At 41.1% G+C, this 16,746-nt stretch carries 11 protein-coding genes and 1 pseudogene; 4 read left to right on the top strand and 8 right to left on the bottom strand.

From position 1 onward, the window contains the following. Positions 1–115 precede the first annotated feature (115 nt). Positions 116–2,353, top strand: coding sequence for a NosD domain-containing protein (locus tag ACHZA2_RS17480; protein WP_319580783.1), 2,238 nt, complete (start codon positions 116–118; stop codon positions 2,351–2,353). Between the two features lie 226 nt (positions 2,354–2,579). Continuing rightward, complete coding sequence (locus ACHZA2_RS17475) at positions 2,580–3,143, top strand: tetratricopeptide repeat protein (protein WP_319580782.1); 564 nt, start codon at positions 2,580–2,582, stop codon at positions 3,141–3,143. Positions 3,144–3,271: 128 nt separating this feature from the next. Here the strand turns inward: ACHZA2_RS17475 and ACHZA2_RS17470 are convergent, their stop codons facing one another. Both ACHZA2_RS17470 and ACHZA2_RS17465 read right to left on the bottom strand, forming a co-directional pair. Next, the gene (locus ACHZA2_RS17470; protein ID WP_319580781.1) at positions 3,272–4,750 is read right to left on the bottom strand and encodes a condensation domain-containing protein; all 1,479 of its coding nucleotides are present in this window, start codon (positions 4,748–4,750) and stop codon (positions 3,272–3,274) included. A gap of 166 nt (positions 4,751–4,916) precedes the next feature. Next, positions 4,917–5,546 (bottom strand): TetR/AcrR family transcriptional regulator, encoded by a 630-nt coding sequence (locus ACHZA2_RS17465; RefSeq protein WP_319580780.1) that lies wholly within the window; start codon positions 5,544–5,546, stop codon positions 4,917–4,919. Between the two features lie 585 nt (positions 5,547–6,131). On the opposite strand from ACHZA2_RS17465, the gene ACHZA2_RS17460 reads away from it, so the two are divergent. Next, on the top strand, positions 6,132–7,520 hold the full coding sequence (locus ACHZA2_RS17460) for a transporter substrate-binding domain-containing protein (protein ID WP_319580779.1): 1,389 nt from the start codon (positions 6,132–6,134) through the stop codon (positions 7,518–7,520). A 736-nt stretch (positions 7,521–8,256) separates the two neighbouring features. Here ACHZA2_RS17460 and ACHZA2_RS17455 read toward each other — a convergent pair. The 3 genes and pseudogenes from ACHZA2_RS17455 to ACHZA2_RS17445 form a co-directional block, all read right to left on the bottom strand. Further along, positions 8,257–10,512: an MASE3 domain-containing protein gene (locus ACHZA2_RS17455; RefSeq protein ID WP_319580778.1), complete on the bottom strand. Its 2,256-nt coding sequence runs from the start codon at positions 10,510–10,512 to the stop codon at positions 8,257–8,259. A gap of 876 nt (positions 10,513–11,388) precedes the next feature. Then, positions 11,389–12,636, bottom strand: a pseudogene (locus ACHZA2_RS17450) (IS110 family transposase). Between the two features lie 253 nt (positions 12,637–12,889). Beyond that, positions 12,890–13,768 carry a class I SAM-dependent methyltransferase gene (locus ACHZA2_RS17445; RefSeq protein ID WP_319580775.1) on the bottom strand — a complete coding sequence of 293 codons (879 nt, stop codon included), beginning with the start codon at positions 13,766–13,768 and terminating at the stop codon, positions 12,890–12,892. Positions 13,769–14,071: 303 nt separating this feature from the next. Between ACHZA2_RS17445 and ACHZA2_RS17440 the strand changes: the two genes are divergently transcribed. Beyond that, positions 14,072–14,875, top strand: coding sequence for an N-formylglutamate amidohydrolase (locus ACHZA2_RS17440; protein ID WP_319580774.1), 804 nt, complete (start codon positions 14,072–14,074; stop codon positions 14,873–14,875). A gap of 23 nt (positions 14,876–14,898) precedes the next feature. On the opposite strand, the gene ACHZA2_RS17435 is transcribed toward ACHZA2_RS17440, so the two are convergent. Genes ACHZA2_RS17435 through ACHZA2_RS17425 form a run of 3 tightly spaced genes read right to left on the bottom strand, consistent with a single transcriptional unit; the run spans position 14,899 to position 16,243 of the window. Continuing rightward, positions 14,899–15,138: a hypothetical protein gene (locus tag ACHZA2_RS17435; protein WP_319580773.1), complete on the bottom strand. Its 240-nt coding sequence runs from the start codon at positions 15,136–15,138 to the stop codon at positions 14,899–14,901. Continuing rightward, positions 15,135–15,701, bottom strand: a complete 567-nt coding sequence (locus ACHZA2_RS17430; protein WP_319580772.1) for a hypothetical protein — start codon at positions 15,699–15,701, stop codon at positions 15,135–15,137. The genes ACHZA2_RS17435 and ACHZA2_RS17430 overlap by 4 nt, the downstream gene beginning before the upstream one ends. 32 nt (positions 15,702–15,733) lie before the next feature. Then, positions 15,734–16,243: a hypothetical protein gene (locus tag ACHZA2_RS17425; protein ID WP_319580771.1), complete on the bottom strand. Its 510-nt coding sequence runs from the start codon at positions 16,241–16,243 to the stop codon at positions 15,734–15,736. Positions 16,244–16,746: the final 503 nt, after the last annotated feature.

Below are 16,746 nucleotides of genomic sequence, written 5' to 3'. Positions count from 1 at the left end.
TTTTACTCCGGATGTTCAACCTGGTTGTTTTCATTTACGTAGATTTATATTCTATCTGTTATATATTGGGCAATACCTGTGCAACACTATGCTCAGTGGTGGGGTTCATATGCAAATGAATAACTGGATAATACTCCTGATCTTCATCCTTTTAGGATGTGGGGGGTTCGTGGTATCGGCTGTCCAACCGGATGGTACCTCTGGAAACGATCTGTATTCCAGGATTTTAGCCAACAATAATGAGTACGAGAATCAGGGTTCTTCTGAACCTGGTGCCGAGCCGAACCTTTCTACAGTTTCTGGCATAGAAAGTGATCCGGGTGTATGTTCTTCGTCACCGGAATCATGGGTTACCATTACTATGCCGACGACGATTACCTGCCCTGGTAATTATCGTATCTCAAACGATTACAATGCTACGAATACTACTGAAACAGGAGTTACAATTCTCTCTTCGAATGTTACCCTTGATGGAAATGGGCACACCTTCAGTGGAAATGGTCTTTTAGGAACGACCGGGGTTACTGTTCAATCCGGTTATAATTCTATATTCGAGGGGGTTGTAATACAAAATTTCAGAACTGACAAAAGCTGGAGAGGAATTAATTACGTTGCAATCTCCGGAGCAATCAATAATACTACTCATACCGGTGGAAGGGTCGGAATACAGGCATCAGGTGATAATAACCAGATCCTTGGTAATACCATTCAGCATGAGAGAAGTGGTATCAAGATTTTAGGAACAAATTACACAGTTCAGAATAATCAGGTATATAATACCACGATCTGCTTTGATATCCAGGGATATGAACTGTCGCATTTCTTACATCATATTGACAGATCAAACCTGGTAGATGGAAAACCAATCGTATACTATTCAAACCAGTCTGATTTTGTTGTCCAGACAGATACAGAACCAGCGATGATCATCATCGCAAACTGCCATAATGGTACTGTACAGAATATCAGGACAAATAATTCCTATATCGGATACCAGTTAGTCTGGAACGATCAGATTCATTTTGAGAACGTTTCTGATACACATTCCATGTATGGTATGGTTGCTATCTCTGTTCAGAATGGATCTTTTTCAAATTCATCATTTACAGGAAATTGGGATGGAATAGATATTGAGAATGGAGTTAACCTTTCTTTCTCTAATATTACTATAGCAAACCCGACACTCAGTGGAGTATGGTTCTATAATAGTACACAAATTAAGATCACCGATTCATGTGTAAAAGATACGAGATCAGATCTCTATCCATATCCAATCCCCGGGATTATGGCATATCTTTGTGATACGTTTGATGTAACAAAGAGTTCAGTCTCAAACGCGAGTGAATATGGAATTGGAATTATCAGCTCTGCCCATGTTAACCTTGATGATGTTCTGGTAACCAAATGTGGACTGCTCTCATCAGAAGAGAGTAGTATTGGTAAAGGAGGAATTCTTCTTCAGAATACGACCGGATTTTCTGTTAAAAATTCAAGAATCACCAAGAATTACGATGGTATCCTTTTGCGGAATGCCACAAAAGGCATAATTTCAGGAAACAGGATATCTGAAAACGAGCAGTCCGGTCTGATTACAAATACAACCACACAAACAATCCTGTATAATAATATCTTCAATAACTCTTACAACGTCCTTATCGATCAGTATAGTTACAATACTGGCTGGAACATCTCGCTCACGTCTGGAACCAACATTGTAGGGGGACCAAACCTTGGTGGGAACTTCTGGGCAACTCCGAATAACACTGGTTTCTCACAGACCCATACAGATCGGGGAGATGGTATCTGTAATGGCTCGTTCACTCTTTCTCCCGGCCAGACAGATTATCTACCGCTGGCAGAGTGGAGTAACCTTCTGACCGCCGGGTTTGATGGAAATGGTACCCAGGGAGTTCCTCCGCTCTCTGTTTTATTCACTGATACCAGTTCCGGACAGCCAACTCATTGGAACTGGACGTTTGGTGACGGATCAGTATCTCATGAGCAGAATCCGGTTCATATATACAGCGGGATTGGCAGATATACGGTGACATTAGAAGTATCTGATTCTAATGGAAGATCAGACATCATCCGGAAACCGGGTTTCATTATAACAAATTCTGGAAGAGTGACCGGACCGAATGGTATGATCTGGATCTCCTCGACTCCGTCAGACGCACAGGTATATGCTGACGGAGTGTACCTGGGGGATACTCCTCTCCAATCAGTTGGTGTACCAGCAGGGATACGGCAGATCCTAGTTTCCAAAGACGGATACCATGACTGGACCGGATATGTTCAGGTACGTCAGGGCGTATTCAGTTACGTTCCCAAAGTGGTATTAAGATCTAATTAAATTCTTTTTTTCTAATATATTCGGGGTTTTCCCGGATCGGGTATCTATTCACAGGCTATTGCCGGTGAGTATTCATTCACCCGTATGTACCTTCTGGAATCTACCATACAAACTGAAATTATCCCTTTCATCTTAGTCAAGTGGTGATCCAAATGTATTTCTCCTTACAGAAAATATGAAAGATATGGACTCGGAGAATTATTTCTTATCCGGTGAAAAATCTCGCATGGGGATCTTTTCGGGAACGTTTTTTATTCTGGTACTTGCCCTGTTAATTGGCCCCTGTACTGCAGATATGTCCTCGTATGACTGGAACAACCTGGGAACAACGTACTATAATCAGGGAAATTATGTCAATGCGATTCAAGCATTTTTGAATGCTCTTCAAATAGATCCTTGTCTGGTCATAGCCTGGAACAATCTGGGTATTGCATATCAGGCGAACAATCAGTATTCTCAAGCCCAGGATGCATTTCGGCATGCAATCTCCCTCAATAATGGATATGATGAAGGATGGTCAAATCTGGCATATGTGTATCAATATCAGGGGAGAACTGATGACTATAATTATGCCATAAAACATGTTCATCAGGGATTCACCCGTCAGGGTATTATCTTTAAAAATTTCGACAACCGGAATTATAATAATGGACATTACTACGATGGATTTGACACCTATCATGGTCAGGAATACCATAATAATCCGAATTCAAACTGGAATGAAGTGACCCCGATGCAATATGGAAGTTACAATACCTATAACCAGAATTTTCCCGGGTATTACCGGTAACCCAGATACGTAATACCTTACTTTTTCCTGGTCGTAAGAAAGAAAAGACTATTTTGAGGTGAACTATTCATCTCTGTTTCATTGAATCGGTACTACCGGACTTCTTTGCAATACGATACATATCATTTCTAACGGGTATCCTTCTCCATGGATGGTTGGCATTTTTCCTCCACCGGTTTTTGATGGGATTTTTCAGGAAATCCTAGTAATTCTAGAGCCCTATTTCGTATCTGTATCATCTCTGATTCAGGTGATGTTGTAGTGCCTGATGGCGGGTCTACAAACTGCAGGGAGAATACCACTCTTCCTCTGGCTCCAACTCCTCCAAGGATGAGTGGATTGAGTTCACTTGATGATGGTAAAAATACGAGTTGTTCCAGTTTTACATCTCCGTATGACTCTGAAAACTCAATATTGCCAAGATTTGTCGGTACCAGGCAAGGAATACTGTTCTCGAAGTTTTTGGTTAAAGACCATGCAACATTATGTGTATCTTCACTGAATTTTCTCAAATTTTCATTCAGGGTATTTGTCCGTGATACACGGTGTACGAACGCAGAATATGAGACTATCGCATCCATGAGAGAAAGATCAAACGGGGGTATTTGTATTCCTGGTAATTTCTTTGAACTCAGTCGGGAATGTGTTTCCTGGTGAAATGATGCTGCATTCTGCCAGAATGTTTTATCCCGGGAATAGTTGAACGGGAAGTGAATGGAACCAACACAAAGGCAGAATACATCTTCCACATGTTCTCTCCTCCGGAGATCAAACGGCATCATGATCTTCTGTTTCGATCTTGGAAATTCTCCGCAAATTTCCTCATATGCACAAAGGCTTGCAACAGAAAAGGCAGATCCGATTGATACCTCATGATCCCGACAGATCGCTATGAGACGTTCAGATTCGGTTAGGTCAAACTCAAACAGAACAAAACCCGGTTTTTTATCATTCCAATATGAACTGTATAAGGTGGAATATTCTTCAGAACCGAAATAGTATGGATTTTTTCTCCATTTCCAGTTGGTATATGAAGCGAATATCTGTCCTATCAGCCCCTGAATAGAGAAGCCCGGTTTCAGGATATTCATAGCATCCGGTGGATGAATAACTTCTATTTTTTTATCCGGGTCCTGATACAATTCGAGAAGATCTCTGATGAATATGGCGAGTGCCATTCCGTCACAGATGCTATGATTACATAACACAAGAAGATCTGATACGTCGGGTGAATGAAGGAGAATACACTTGATGAGTGGCCCTTCTTCAAGTTTAAATGGTATTCGTGCCTCACGTTTAATCTCATCCATCCACTGGTTATCTGATAATCGGGAAATGATTCGTATTGGGATGCTGCGAACATGATCTGTAGAGAAGAATGCCTCATGGTCCTGATCGAATACAATTTTTGCACGGAGGAGAGGGTGAATACCGGTGACTGCATCAAGTGCTTTCTGAAACCTGGTTGTATCAACCTGTCCTGTAATCCGGGCTGCCATCATAACGGTGCAGACAGGGCTCATAAAGAACATCCGCTCGCATAATGACATTTTTCTGATATTCCCTGATTCGTTCTGGTTTGTTAATTCTTTCTTATGAGAACTCATATTTTTCTCCATATCATACTGAAATTCTGAAAAATTCCCACCATTTTTTGTATCGTGATCTGATAGTGCAGAGCATACGCTACCAGATGTGGTTCTGTATCGTACCGATGGGGGATTCTGCTGATTTTTGTTGACTTTTCACCCTCTCTACTGTTTTCCTCTTGTGTTACGGGATTAAGGAAGGACCAATAAATTTCTCTAAGTTATCTACGAGTCCTTCATATCCGATACCGTATAGTTCAAGGCCTTTATCCCATGAGGGGAGAGGGGAGACAACCGAGAGGCTGATCATAGAGATATACACACCAAAAAGGACAGGATCAAGGTCTTTTCTGAGCGAGCCATCTTCGATACCCTGTCGGATGGCATGATCTAGCCAGATGTTGTATGCAACAGCATTCTCGGCAAGGATCGTATCATATTCGGTGTTCATCCTGGCCCAGATGAGAGGACCATAGGTCCGGGCCATGTCATTGTATTCCCGATGGTCTTTGATGAATTTGACCAGGAACCGGATCATGCTCCGGATCTGATCTCCTCCACTGGCATTTGTATCGAGATTTTCCATGAACAGCCTGAAAAATTCTGTATTCACTTTGTCAACTATCGCGAAGTATAACGAATCTTTATTTTTAAAGTGAAGATACAAGGAACCTTTTGATAATTCAACCGATTCAGCAATCTCATCCATGCTGACATTGTCAAACCCTTTTGAATAGAAGAGCCGTTCAGCAGTATCGACGATCTCCTTGCGGCGTTGTTCCTTCTCCCGTTGTCTCCGGTCAGCAGTTGCCATGATAATAATAATGAGTCATGATGATGACTCACAGCCATTATGTGACTGAAAGTCATTCTTGTACTTTGAGTCACACATGTATAATCATATCGATAGACTATCCGGGTATTAATTCGGATTTGATAGTGATTCACGACATTCTTAAAGAAAAAATGTACCAATCTCCACAAGAAGGTGAGGTTTGGCGACGGAACCTCTCATCTCGTGACAGGTACTGATGGTAAATGGCAGTATGACTGATATCCGGGTCACACATAATGATCTGGACCTGTTACTCCTCCCAGCCCATCGTCTCCTAATTTTCAATAACATTTTCAATGGGTAGTACTCTATTACCCCAACGATGGCCCGTTGGGGGCCTCAGTCAAGACCGATGAAAAGGCCTTTTTTGCAAAAAAGGTAATGGTGAGATACACTACCCGTTGTCTACTTGTCAATCCCCTGGAAGAAATCAGACATCGGAGTTACCATCGAAGATCAATACATCCCGGATCCTGATCCTGTCCGGATGAGAGATACAATATCACCATATTAGCCAGATTCTCTGATCATCCATCGGAATATGTATTGTCAGGATGCTGTATCATGAACGATCACGACCTGGTTTCCGGATCTATTCAGAAGAGATCACCGGGCCTGATGTCATCTGGATACTGGTATGTCTTCGGAGTTCTCTCCTATTTTTTCTCCTACACCGATGACAGGATCAGAGAGAAGATGTGGCTTAATTATAAGGGGGAAAAACAATTTACTCATGATATGGATGGAAAACTAATACTGGCCATTCTGGCTCTGCTTATCCTCCCTGCCGGGGGATTTGCTGCACCTATTCCGGATGATCTACAGATTCTTACCGAAGATAATGCTCCGCTCAATTATATTGAGAATGGAACCCTGCAAGGGATAACAGTTGATATGATGGAGGAGATTCTGAACCGGATGGGGAGTAATCTCACTCGTGATTCGTTCAAGGTAATCTCCTGGAATGATGCATATACACAGATCAGCAACAATCCTGATACGATGATTCTCGCCATGGATCGGTTACCCGAGCGTGAGGATCAGTTCCTCTGGGCCGGTCCGGTTATCACAGTTCCACAAGTCCTGTTTGTCAGAACCGACTCGAATCTGTCTGATGAAACTGATATTGGTGCCCTTCGGATCGTCACTATCACTGATGACTGTGGGAAGACCTATGCTATCAATGCCGGAGCAGATGAGAGCAACATTGTGGAAGTACCTTCCACCGGTGATGCGGTCCGGATGGTTGAGAACGGGTCTGTCGATGCCTGGGTATACAATGAACTTGCCGGAATGAAAGCGATCGATCAGTTCGCGAAAGATCCTAACACGTTTGGTATGGGAAAAGAACTGGGATCCAGCCGGGTTTATTACGCATTTAATCGAGGGACATCACCTGCATTTGTCCAGGAAGTGAATGCAACCATTCAGTCACTCAAACGTGATCGATCAGAGACAGGAGTGACCGGGTATGAACACATCATCTCCCGGTATATCGGGGTGCAGTGTTCATTCAACTCCACGGGCAAAGAGAAGGTGATCGATCTGGTTAACAAGACCGCAATTGCACTCTCATCTGACGCCCCCGGGACAATTGCAGATATCAACGCAGGAAAAGCCCCATACCGGGATCCAACTGACCCTGAACTCTATGCCTTTGTATTTGACAAGAATGTAACGCTTCTGGCGAATTCAGTAAATTCTGCAAATAACGGGAAAAACCTCTCCGGGACGACTGATGTGACCGGGAAGGCGTTCCGTGATGATATGGTAGATGGAGCAGTACGGAATGGAACCGGATGGGTTTCTTATGTTTATTCGAACCCGGACTCACTGGGCCTGTATCAGAAGATGAGTTACTACCAACTGGTGAACGGGAGTGATGGGATCTCCTATATTGTAGGTGCAGGGAGGTATGTTTCCTGCGATGAAGTCACCAGTCCAGAGTCCTAAACACTTTTCATTTTGGATTCTTTTTCAAACTCTCCTTTTTAGTACCTTACGAGTATAGAGAATGAAAACATGATTCCTGAATCATCTTTATAATCTGGCATGAATAAAATAAGGTCCATTTGAGTATTTTTTGGAAATGGCAACCCTAGTATCAGATACTATTTTATTGTTATTTTTGTTCAGTCAGATCAGATAGTTCAGTGTTTCCTTGCAAAAAAAAGGCACGTAATGAATAGGTGATTACGATGGAAATGATCCTGATGAGATCATGAATAATTCTGGGTTATCATGTCAATTTCCTTAAAAACCCCAACGGGGCACCGTTGGGGTTTTTATGAAAGGTAATACCTGTATCAACACAGTCCATCAAAAATTAATCACTTATACAGGCTTTAACAAATCAAAGAGCATCTATGATAGTTCCAGTATTCTCTGCTATCTTTTCAACAGATTAAGGTGTGTTTGTCCGGATGATTCTCGTCATAGTAATGTGAGTATCTCCTTGAAAAATATTTGAAATGAGATAATCTGTATGTAATAAAGGGAAGAAATACTTTTGACCGTGTATAGATATTCGTTATATATCGGTTGTGATCTTATTCAGAAATTTGCGTTCTATTGATTATTTCTACTCAATGTATCCATATTTCTATTACCAATTCAGCGTATTTTAATTGAGGCTGTCTAGTCTGAAACTCCACGTTGGACAGCCTCATCAAGAGTTTTTACGAATTATTTATGCAAACCGGTAAACACCCTTAGGGACATGTATCTCAAATCTGGCACCAGAACCTTCAATGCCGGTTTCAGAAATGGTAAGGCCAGTGATAGAGAGGATTTCACGGGAGAGAAATAACCCAAGACCGGTATGCTGAAAATATTTCCTTGTAAAAATGTTTTCTTTCTCATTTAATGGTATACCATTCCCGTTATCCTCACAGATAATAGTCATACCTTCAGAATTCTCAATGAAATAAAAAGAAATCTTTGTGATTACTCCTCCATGCCGTATAGCATTTTCAACCAGATTATAGAACACCTTTCCCAGTAACGGATCGGTAAATAATTCGATATTTGTAATATCCAGAGAAATATTTATGTTCCCGACATTACAGGTTTTAATCACATTAGTGATGATATGGTGGATATTTTGCCATTGAGGTGCCCTAATACCCATCTCTTCATAATCTCTGGTAAATTCAATCTGGTGTTGAATATTTACGGCTGATCTTTCTTCTTTTTCGAGATATTCAGATAATATTGTATAATTACTCTCATTTTTTGAGAGATCCAGATATCCTATAAGAATAGATAATTCATTGAGAATATCATGACGAGTAATGCTTGACAGTAAATTGAGTTTTTTAATCGCCAATTTCAGAGCATCTTCTGCTAATTTTCTGTCTGTTATATCTTCAACTGTTTCAATAGCACCAATGATCGTACCCTGCGAATCTCTGATTGGTGCTGCGGTAATATACATCCATTTTCCTGATGTACCTAAAGTAGGGAAAAAAATGGTTGACTCATAGGCTCCTTCAATTATCTGTGATTCCTGGATTGGACTATCATACCACCTTGAATGATATTCAATCTCATCCAGAATCAGGAGATCAGCCAGACACGGGTGTTCATTTTCGTAAAATGCTTTCCACTGATAGGTGGTACCAACCATATCTGTCGCGTTAAGTTCACTAAATTTTTCGATTGCTCTGTTCCAATGAATAATTCGATGATCACAATCTAATACAAACTGGAGGACTGGAGAACCCTCAATGATAGAATGTAATCGTGCCTCACTATCCTTTAGAGCTTGTTCATTACGTTTTTGTTCAGTAATGTCACGTATTGTTCCCTGATAATATTGAATCTGGTTTTTATCATCCCTAATAATTACAGTGGTGATAAGGGTATTGATGACACTTCCATCTTTTTTGCGTAGATTTAACGGATAATCTTTTATAAAACCGAATTGACTAATCTTATTCAGAAGTTTTTCTCTCTCCTGTTGATTTCCATACAACTCTGTGATATGGGTATTTTGTAATTCACTCCTGCTTGCAAATCCAAATAGTTGAATTGCAGCATCATTGAAGTCCCTCCAATTCCCATCCTGGGAGGTAATAAAAACACAGTCTTTTGAAGTTTCAAAAAAAGCACGGAATTTTTCTTCACTTTCCGCAATTTCCCGGTACATCAGATCAAAAGGACGACTGATTCCCGTCTGTACAATCGCTAAATAAATAAACGTAAATGCGATGAATTTGAAGATATGCCCGAGGAAATTCGCAGGTCCATAAACATTAATATAATGGGTGAACGCTAGTTCTGATCCTATTGTTGCGATAATTGCTCCAAGAATGAGCCAAAAAATATATGCTTCGAATCTGTTCTTTTGGTTATATAATAGGGCTATTGAACCAAACAGCATCAAACAGATAACATATTCACTGTAGATTTTAAAGGGCGTCAGGCCGAAATCCTCGATATAACATGTCGGGAAAAAACCTGCAAAAATAGAGTACACAATACCGGTGGTAATAATTGCATATCCCAGAAAAATACGTTCGGCAGGGATTTTTTGTTGAGATACCAGGAAAGCGATAATTAATGTAAACGCCTCAATATATCTCGCTGCTATCCAGAGTTGCGTAGGGAGATTGGCATCATATCCACTGAAAATATTCATCCCTTTAAATGCAAGAGTATGGATGAGATCCACAATTCCAATAAAAAAGAAAGCAGATCCAAGAAAGATTAGAAAACTATTCTGAATACGATCCTTGCTATTCCAGGTAATAACAAAGATTAAAAAAGCTATTATGATACTGAAGAGTTCAATAATGGTATGAAAAAGAAGATAACTAATCAGATCGGTACATGAAATAAAAAATAAGATACAGAAAAGAATGAGAAAAAAATGTTCAGTTTTCTTTTTTTCATGAGACTTAAAGTTATATTTCTGAAAAATCTTCATGTTCGATTCAATCATTGATGATATTTACTCCTAGTATGATGAATAAAAAAACATTGGCCTCATATATTAGTATTTACTGATATCTATTTTTTGGGTAAAATCTGTCAATGGTAAAATTATAATTTAAGTCATATGGAATTTGCACAAATATCCCATAATTAAACGTATTCTGGATGAATCATCCAATCGCCTTACTATTAACACTCTCAAACTTTCAATAAACTGGAATCGGTATATCCGGAATATGAGAGATCCGGGTTGTTATTTATATCAGCCTGAAAATGTTGCATAAAATAAAAATTTCTATACAGTCTTATTATGATTTAGAAGATAACCTGGCTCTATGTCTCTCCTGATGATATCAAAGGTGACCTGGCTTGATGAGCAATCATAATAAAAGACTGAAATATCATCTCTGATTTCGATATCCAATATAGTTCTTTATGCTTTTGAAAATTTTTTGTGGTGATGTCAGTATCGGGATATCTTCAAATAATCTCAAAAATGTTAAAAAAACGTTAGACTGCTGGTTATTAAATTGGAGGAGTTATGGATAATATATATCGGAAATTTAGAGGTGATACAGGCATTGTCGGTCCCATCCTCTTCCATCATCTCTGATGACAGTATCCCAACATTCTTTTTCTCTTCTACATATTCACATTGTTTTATCTTGAACCTCGAACGTCACTTCCTTCTCTGATCAAGATAAATCAACAGTAAAAAAGGAGACTGATAATCATTATTTCCTTTTATATTTGTTCAGATGTAAATGATTAGTCCGGATGATAATATGTAAGATCTGTATGAGATAGTGCGAGACTATCTTTCATGTTCTTTTTATGGTATTTTTGCATGAAAAAGCCACATACGAAGGGGGGATCAACCCCCTTATATCAGATCAGGATCAGGTTTCTTAATTGCCTGAACAGCTTCAGAAAATAATTTAATAGCCTCTTCTATCGTGTATGAGACGGGAATTTTAACGGTTTTTACTGAAAGTGGTTTCTTTGGTCTGGAGTATTTATCTTCATAAACCTCGTTGTTTACGATGAGGTGCCATACAACAGTGATAATTTTTCTTGCAAGAGCCACTGCAGTTTTCCCTTTTCCAATAAGGTCCTTCTTAACAATATAGAAATCAGCGAAAACACTCCCCGATTTTTTTGCCGCTGCATGAGCTACTTGAATTAAAATCCACCTGAGTAATCGTGAAGCTCGTTTGGTGATTGATCGTTTTGACATATGGTCTGCAGACTGATAGACTCTTGGAACAATTCCTGCCCAACTTGCTAACTTATCTCCGGATTGAAAATCTTTAAAGTCACCAACTTCAGCAAGTATTGTAAACGCTGCGATCTCTCCGATACCAGGAACCGAATACAGGATTTCAAATTCCCGTGGATATTTATCCATGGCATACTGAGAAGCGGTTCGTGTAAGATGTTCTATTTCGTCATCCAATTGCTTCATAACCCGAAGACAGTGCTTCAACTGTATCAATGCATACAATGAGAGATTTTATTCCAGAAGTGTTCGAATCTCTTCTTCTTTCCTATCCCTCACGCGTGCATGATTAGATAGAATTACCTCGTCTGGAGATTTCCCATCAAGGATGCCTTGCATGATCTTGACTCCGGATTTGCCAAAAATGTCGGTAAGAACATTGGATAATTGGAATAGTTCACTGTCAAGGATGCTGTGAACCCGATTTTTTATGTCAGTACGCTTACGAACAAGAAACTGCCGGAGACGAACAATCTTTCTAAAGTCACGATGTATGCGTAAAAATACTCGAGAAGACTTAATCATCCCCTTTAACGCTAAAAGCGCTATCATTTCCGAATCAATTTTATCCGTTTTTTTATGGGATAAAACCTTCATATCTTGAGGATTACCAACAATAACTTCCAAATAATCGCATAATAGATCATAAATCTGTACCCAGTAGTCACTTGTAGATTCACATGCAACCACTTGGCATTTATTTGCAAAGACCCAATCTTTCAATGCAAGTAGCCCTTGCATTGTTCTTTCAAATCGCTGTTGGAATTTGACACCATTAGTATGGAGTACTGTAGCGATGATAAATCGCTTATGGATGTCTAATCCCGCAGTTATTGTATACTCTTCTGTCATATTACCCTTAAATTTAAGAAAATTGGGTAGATGCTGAATTACCTGACTGGTTAATTTTGCATTCGCGATCTATGTCGCAGTCCAGCCTGCAGTAGCAATTCCGGGTTAGTTTTTATACCGAGTTTCTGATCTCAAAAAGAAAACAACCTGCTCTACCCAAAAAGAGATTGACTGAGTACTATATCCATTTTTCAGGAGTCAAGCCTGAGGCAGCGCCTCATTGGGGTTTTCATGCAAAATTAAAAAAAAAGATTTACGTCTCCGCCCATATGAAATTGAATGCTTCAGATACACTCCGGGACTTGTTTATTCCGGTAAAATATTGTGCAACGTATGTCTCTTTTGTAACGACCTGAATATTTTTGAAACCGATAGTTTTCATATATTTCTCCTCTTCTCCTTTTCGAATACCAAACTTGAATGTCTCTCCCAATCGGGACATCTGCTGCCTGATATTCATGGCATACGCTGATTGATCAGATCCATCAACTATGGCTCCGTCAATAGAATCAAAAAGAACGGCGCTTCCTTGTGCTGATAGAAAAATAATTGAAGAGAATAACTCCTTTACTTGTTCAGGGGGGATATAGAGGATAAGTCCTTCTAAAACATAGAGTGTTTTTTGGCGAGAATCAAAATCGTTTCCCTTGAGTGCTGTTTTCAGAGAGGTGATGCTTAAGTCAACCGGGATATAGGTGACCTCAATGGGAAGGGAGCCAAAAATCTCTTGAATTTTGGATTTTTTTCTGTTTTGAATCTCAGGAAGATCAAGTTCAAAGACTCGTACATTCGATATCCCTTCGATTCTATATGCACGGGTATCATATCCCGCACCAATAATTACAATCTGGGTAAATCCTTTTGAGATACTGTCCCTTACCGAATCATCAAAGAATCGTATCCGTGCGATAAGAGCATTTTTATGACCGGGGAATTGATTTTCGTAACTCTCCTGCATCTCTTTTGATTTTTCTGGAGGCATCCTGGCCATAATCTGAAGCAGTTTTGGATTTACAAATCGCATTGCATAGGGATCGAAGCATATTCTCTCATCGGTATTTAGAGTAGATTCTTTTGCTCGAATTAATGCCAGAGATTCGGCAGTAATACTACCCTCCCGATTATCAATCATATATTGTTCATATTCTGATAATGTCTCCAACTGTTCTGATGAAATTTTTTCCATATTGTTCCACTATTAATATAATTTCGATTATGTGATATTAATGATTATTTACCGTTAATTATTTTAATTGAACCAGTATCCTTACATCCTCAAATGTATATGATGAGCTTCATCAGTGTATCAGAAATATCATCGTGGGTATTTCGGGTGGATCGGATGGTTAGGTTTTTCTGATCAAAGTTTTTCCTCCGGGTACCAGTGTCCAAACACTCTTATCCTCATCCCTTCACTATTCATGTATAGATATCAATGAATTCTCATCTTCCGTTTCTCATTTCTGTTCCCCATGGTGGCATTGATGCTATAGAATCTGTCAGGTCACGGCTTCTCCTATCTGATCAGGATCTCATATGGTACTCCGATCCCCTGACCCGGATAATTTTTAGGTTTGAAAACCGTGTCGCAGCATATATTGACACTCCAGTCTCCCGTATGATCGTGGATCTGAACCGTCCTCCCCTGCCGGTTCCTCTCCAGGATCCGGATGGAATCATCAAGACGAAAACCTTTGATAACAGGGATATCTACCGGCCCGGTGAGGTTCCCGATCTGCATCTCATTCACAAGATGGTGCTCTCGCACTACTTCCCGTATCATCAGAAGATCGATGAATACCTTGATCCATCCCTGATTCAGATAGCATTTGACTGTCATTCCATGCTTCCGACAGGGTCTGTCAATCAGATCGATGCCGGGAAACCCCGTCCTCTGATCTGTCTTGGGAATAATGGAGACTGTCAGGGAGATGAGAGAGAAGGAACACTTGCAACCTGCAGCACGGAATGGATTCATCTGCTGGCTGAATGTTTCAGAGAAGAGTTTCCTTCTGAAGATGCTGTTACACTCAACAAACCATTTTCAGGCGGGTTTATTTCTAACGCTCACTTCTGGAGAAGAGGCATTCCCTGGATCCAGATCGAGGTTAACCGTATCCTCTATGAACCTGATCCAGCCTCACCAGGATCAGGTACAACCATAGAGGAGCGTGCAATCCTGTTACGGGAACGGATCTGGAGTGTTTTATGCCTGTTCTTCCAACGTATTCAAGAATGAAGATTCAGATGTAAATCCCGTATTTAGATTGTCCTGGTCAGAGCAGAGAGCCTGCTTGCATGGTCCATGGCAAACGCTGCAAGTGAGAGCGGGTCGGTTGTGATCGATCCGTCCTCATCCTCTTCGAACGATGAGATCACCATTCCTGCAAACTCAAGTGACTCTTCAACAAGTGTCCGGTATTGCCTGTAGAGCAGGTACAATGCAACAAGATTACCGGCACATATAGCCGTTGCAGCTCCTGATATCAGTTCAAGGATCATATCTTCCCCCCATACCTGAAGATATCCTTAACCGACATGTTTCCTGCAATAAAATCTCTGTTACGCAGTGTCCTGTTCCCGGTCATCTGTGATCCGGTGTATACCATCCCAGACCCGTTCACAGCCGTTACACCCGAAATGGACGAACCACCGGTCCGTGATGAGTCGAGTTCCCCATGCTGCAGGATTCCTGAGATCACACTTGTGGCTTCTCCTATTCTCTCTCCACTATCATCCAGAAATGCACATCGTGTCCTCAGATCAGAACTCTTCAGAACAGCTGACGCAAATCCTGTGAAGAGCACCGGTCCGGTCCCCCATACCGAGAGGTCCTCCTGCAGGTCTGAACCGGAGTTGAGATCTCCCTTATCCTCAATCGTTCTGCTGATCCTGGCATCATCCAGGGCCATCACCCTGGATACTACTGATCCGTTCTCATCTGACCCTGCTGAAGAGAGCATGACTGCTCCGTTAGAACTGATTGTCGTTGCATGATATCCGGCTCCGGCGACTCCTGCAACAAGCAGGAGTGCCATTCCGATAATGATATACCTCCCTTTCATACTCCCCCCCGGATATGAAAAAGAATTGGCGATCATGCCAGGATGGCAACAGTATCTGCCCAGGCTTCGAGACCGGTCCGGATCGAATCGGCCTCGTAACTGGAGAGGCTGACGCTGTCCCGCTTGAAGGTGACCGAGTAGAGTTCACCGTTGCTTGCATGACATTTGAGTGTGCAGCTGAAGGTATCTTCAGAGCTGTCACGTGATGCTGAAACACCTGAACCCATTGCGGTCGTAATTGCAGTGTTTCCTGTGATCTGGGTGACGGTTGTGTTCACCGCTGCCATCGTTGGTGCACGAACCGGAATCTTTCCGACCTGCTTTGCTTCTGCGTTCTCATAGGCAATTGCGGCAGCATATGCTTCTTTGCTCTTCTCAACTGCCGGCTTGGCTACTCCGGCTGACTCGTACGCCGTGCACCCCCACGGGTTGTTGTCAAGTACGTCCTGAACCAGTGCATTAAATGCTGTGAAATCAGCAATTGGCGAAGTTAATTTTCGAACCGCTGATTTTACAACGCTTTTCTGTGTGAAGTCCCCCATCGTTTTCACCTCGTCGCTGATGATGCGACACTATGGGGTATGTCATGAGTTTATAAAGTATTCTGGGAGGGGGGTAAAACCACGTGAGTAACATTGTCAGATCGCCAATCGGACGCCATGAGAGATCACCTGCTCGTACATTTTGATCCAGATTCAATTTTGTTAAAATTGTGTCAGTATGCGCAATGAAGAGGTACCTGAGAGAATCTGTAATCCCTGACTCATTATATGTACATATATCTTACGTTAATTATTGCAGCTTAAAAGAAAAGATTTACGGGTCTCTCACAACCACCATGTGTTCGGTGCTCAAAAAACGTCATCTTTTGAGAAAACGCAGATGAGCGATGTTCAACGGTGTTGAACATGGGCACCTGGAGTATCGTCATGACACCAGGAGTTGTTCCATGACAAAAGTGTACTCCCCGCAGATTACCTTCGCTAGCAGGCTGGATAACACGGGGAGTGATTATGTATTATCGGCTGGTCTGTTAAGAATATCC

Source organism: uncultured Methanospirillum sp., assembly GCF_963668415.2.
Taxonomy (GTDB): domain Archaea; phylum Halobacteriota; class Methanomicrobia; order Methanomicrobiales; family Methanospirillaceae; genus Methanospirillum.
This window is presented reverse-complemented; position numbering and strand designations above follow the sequence as displayed.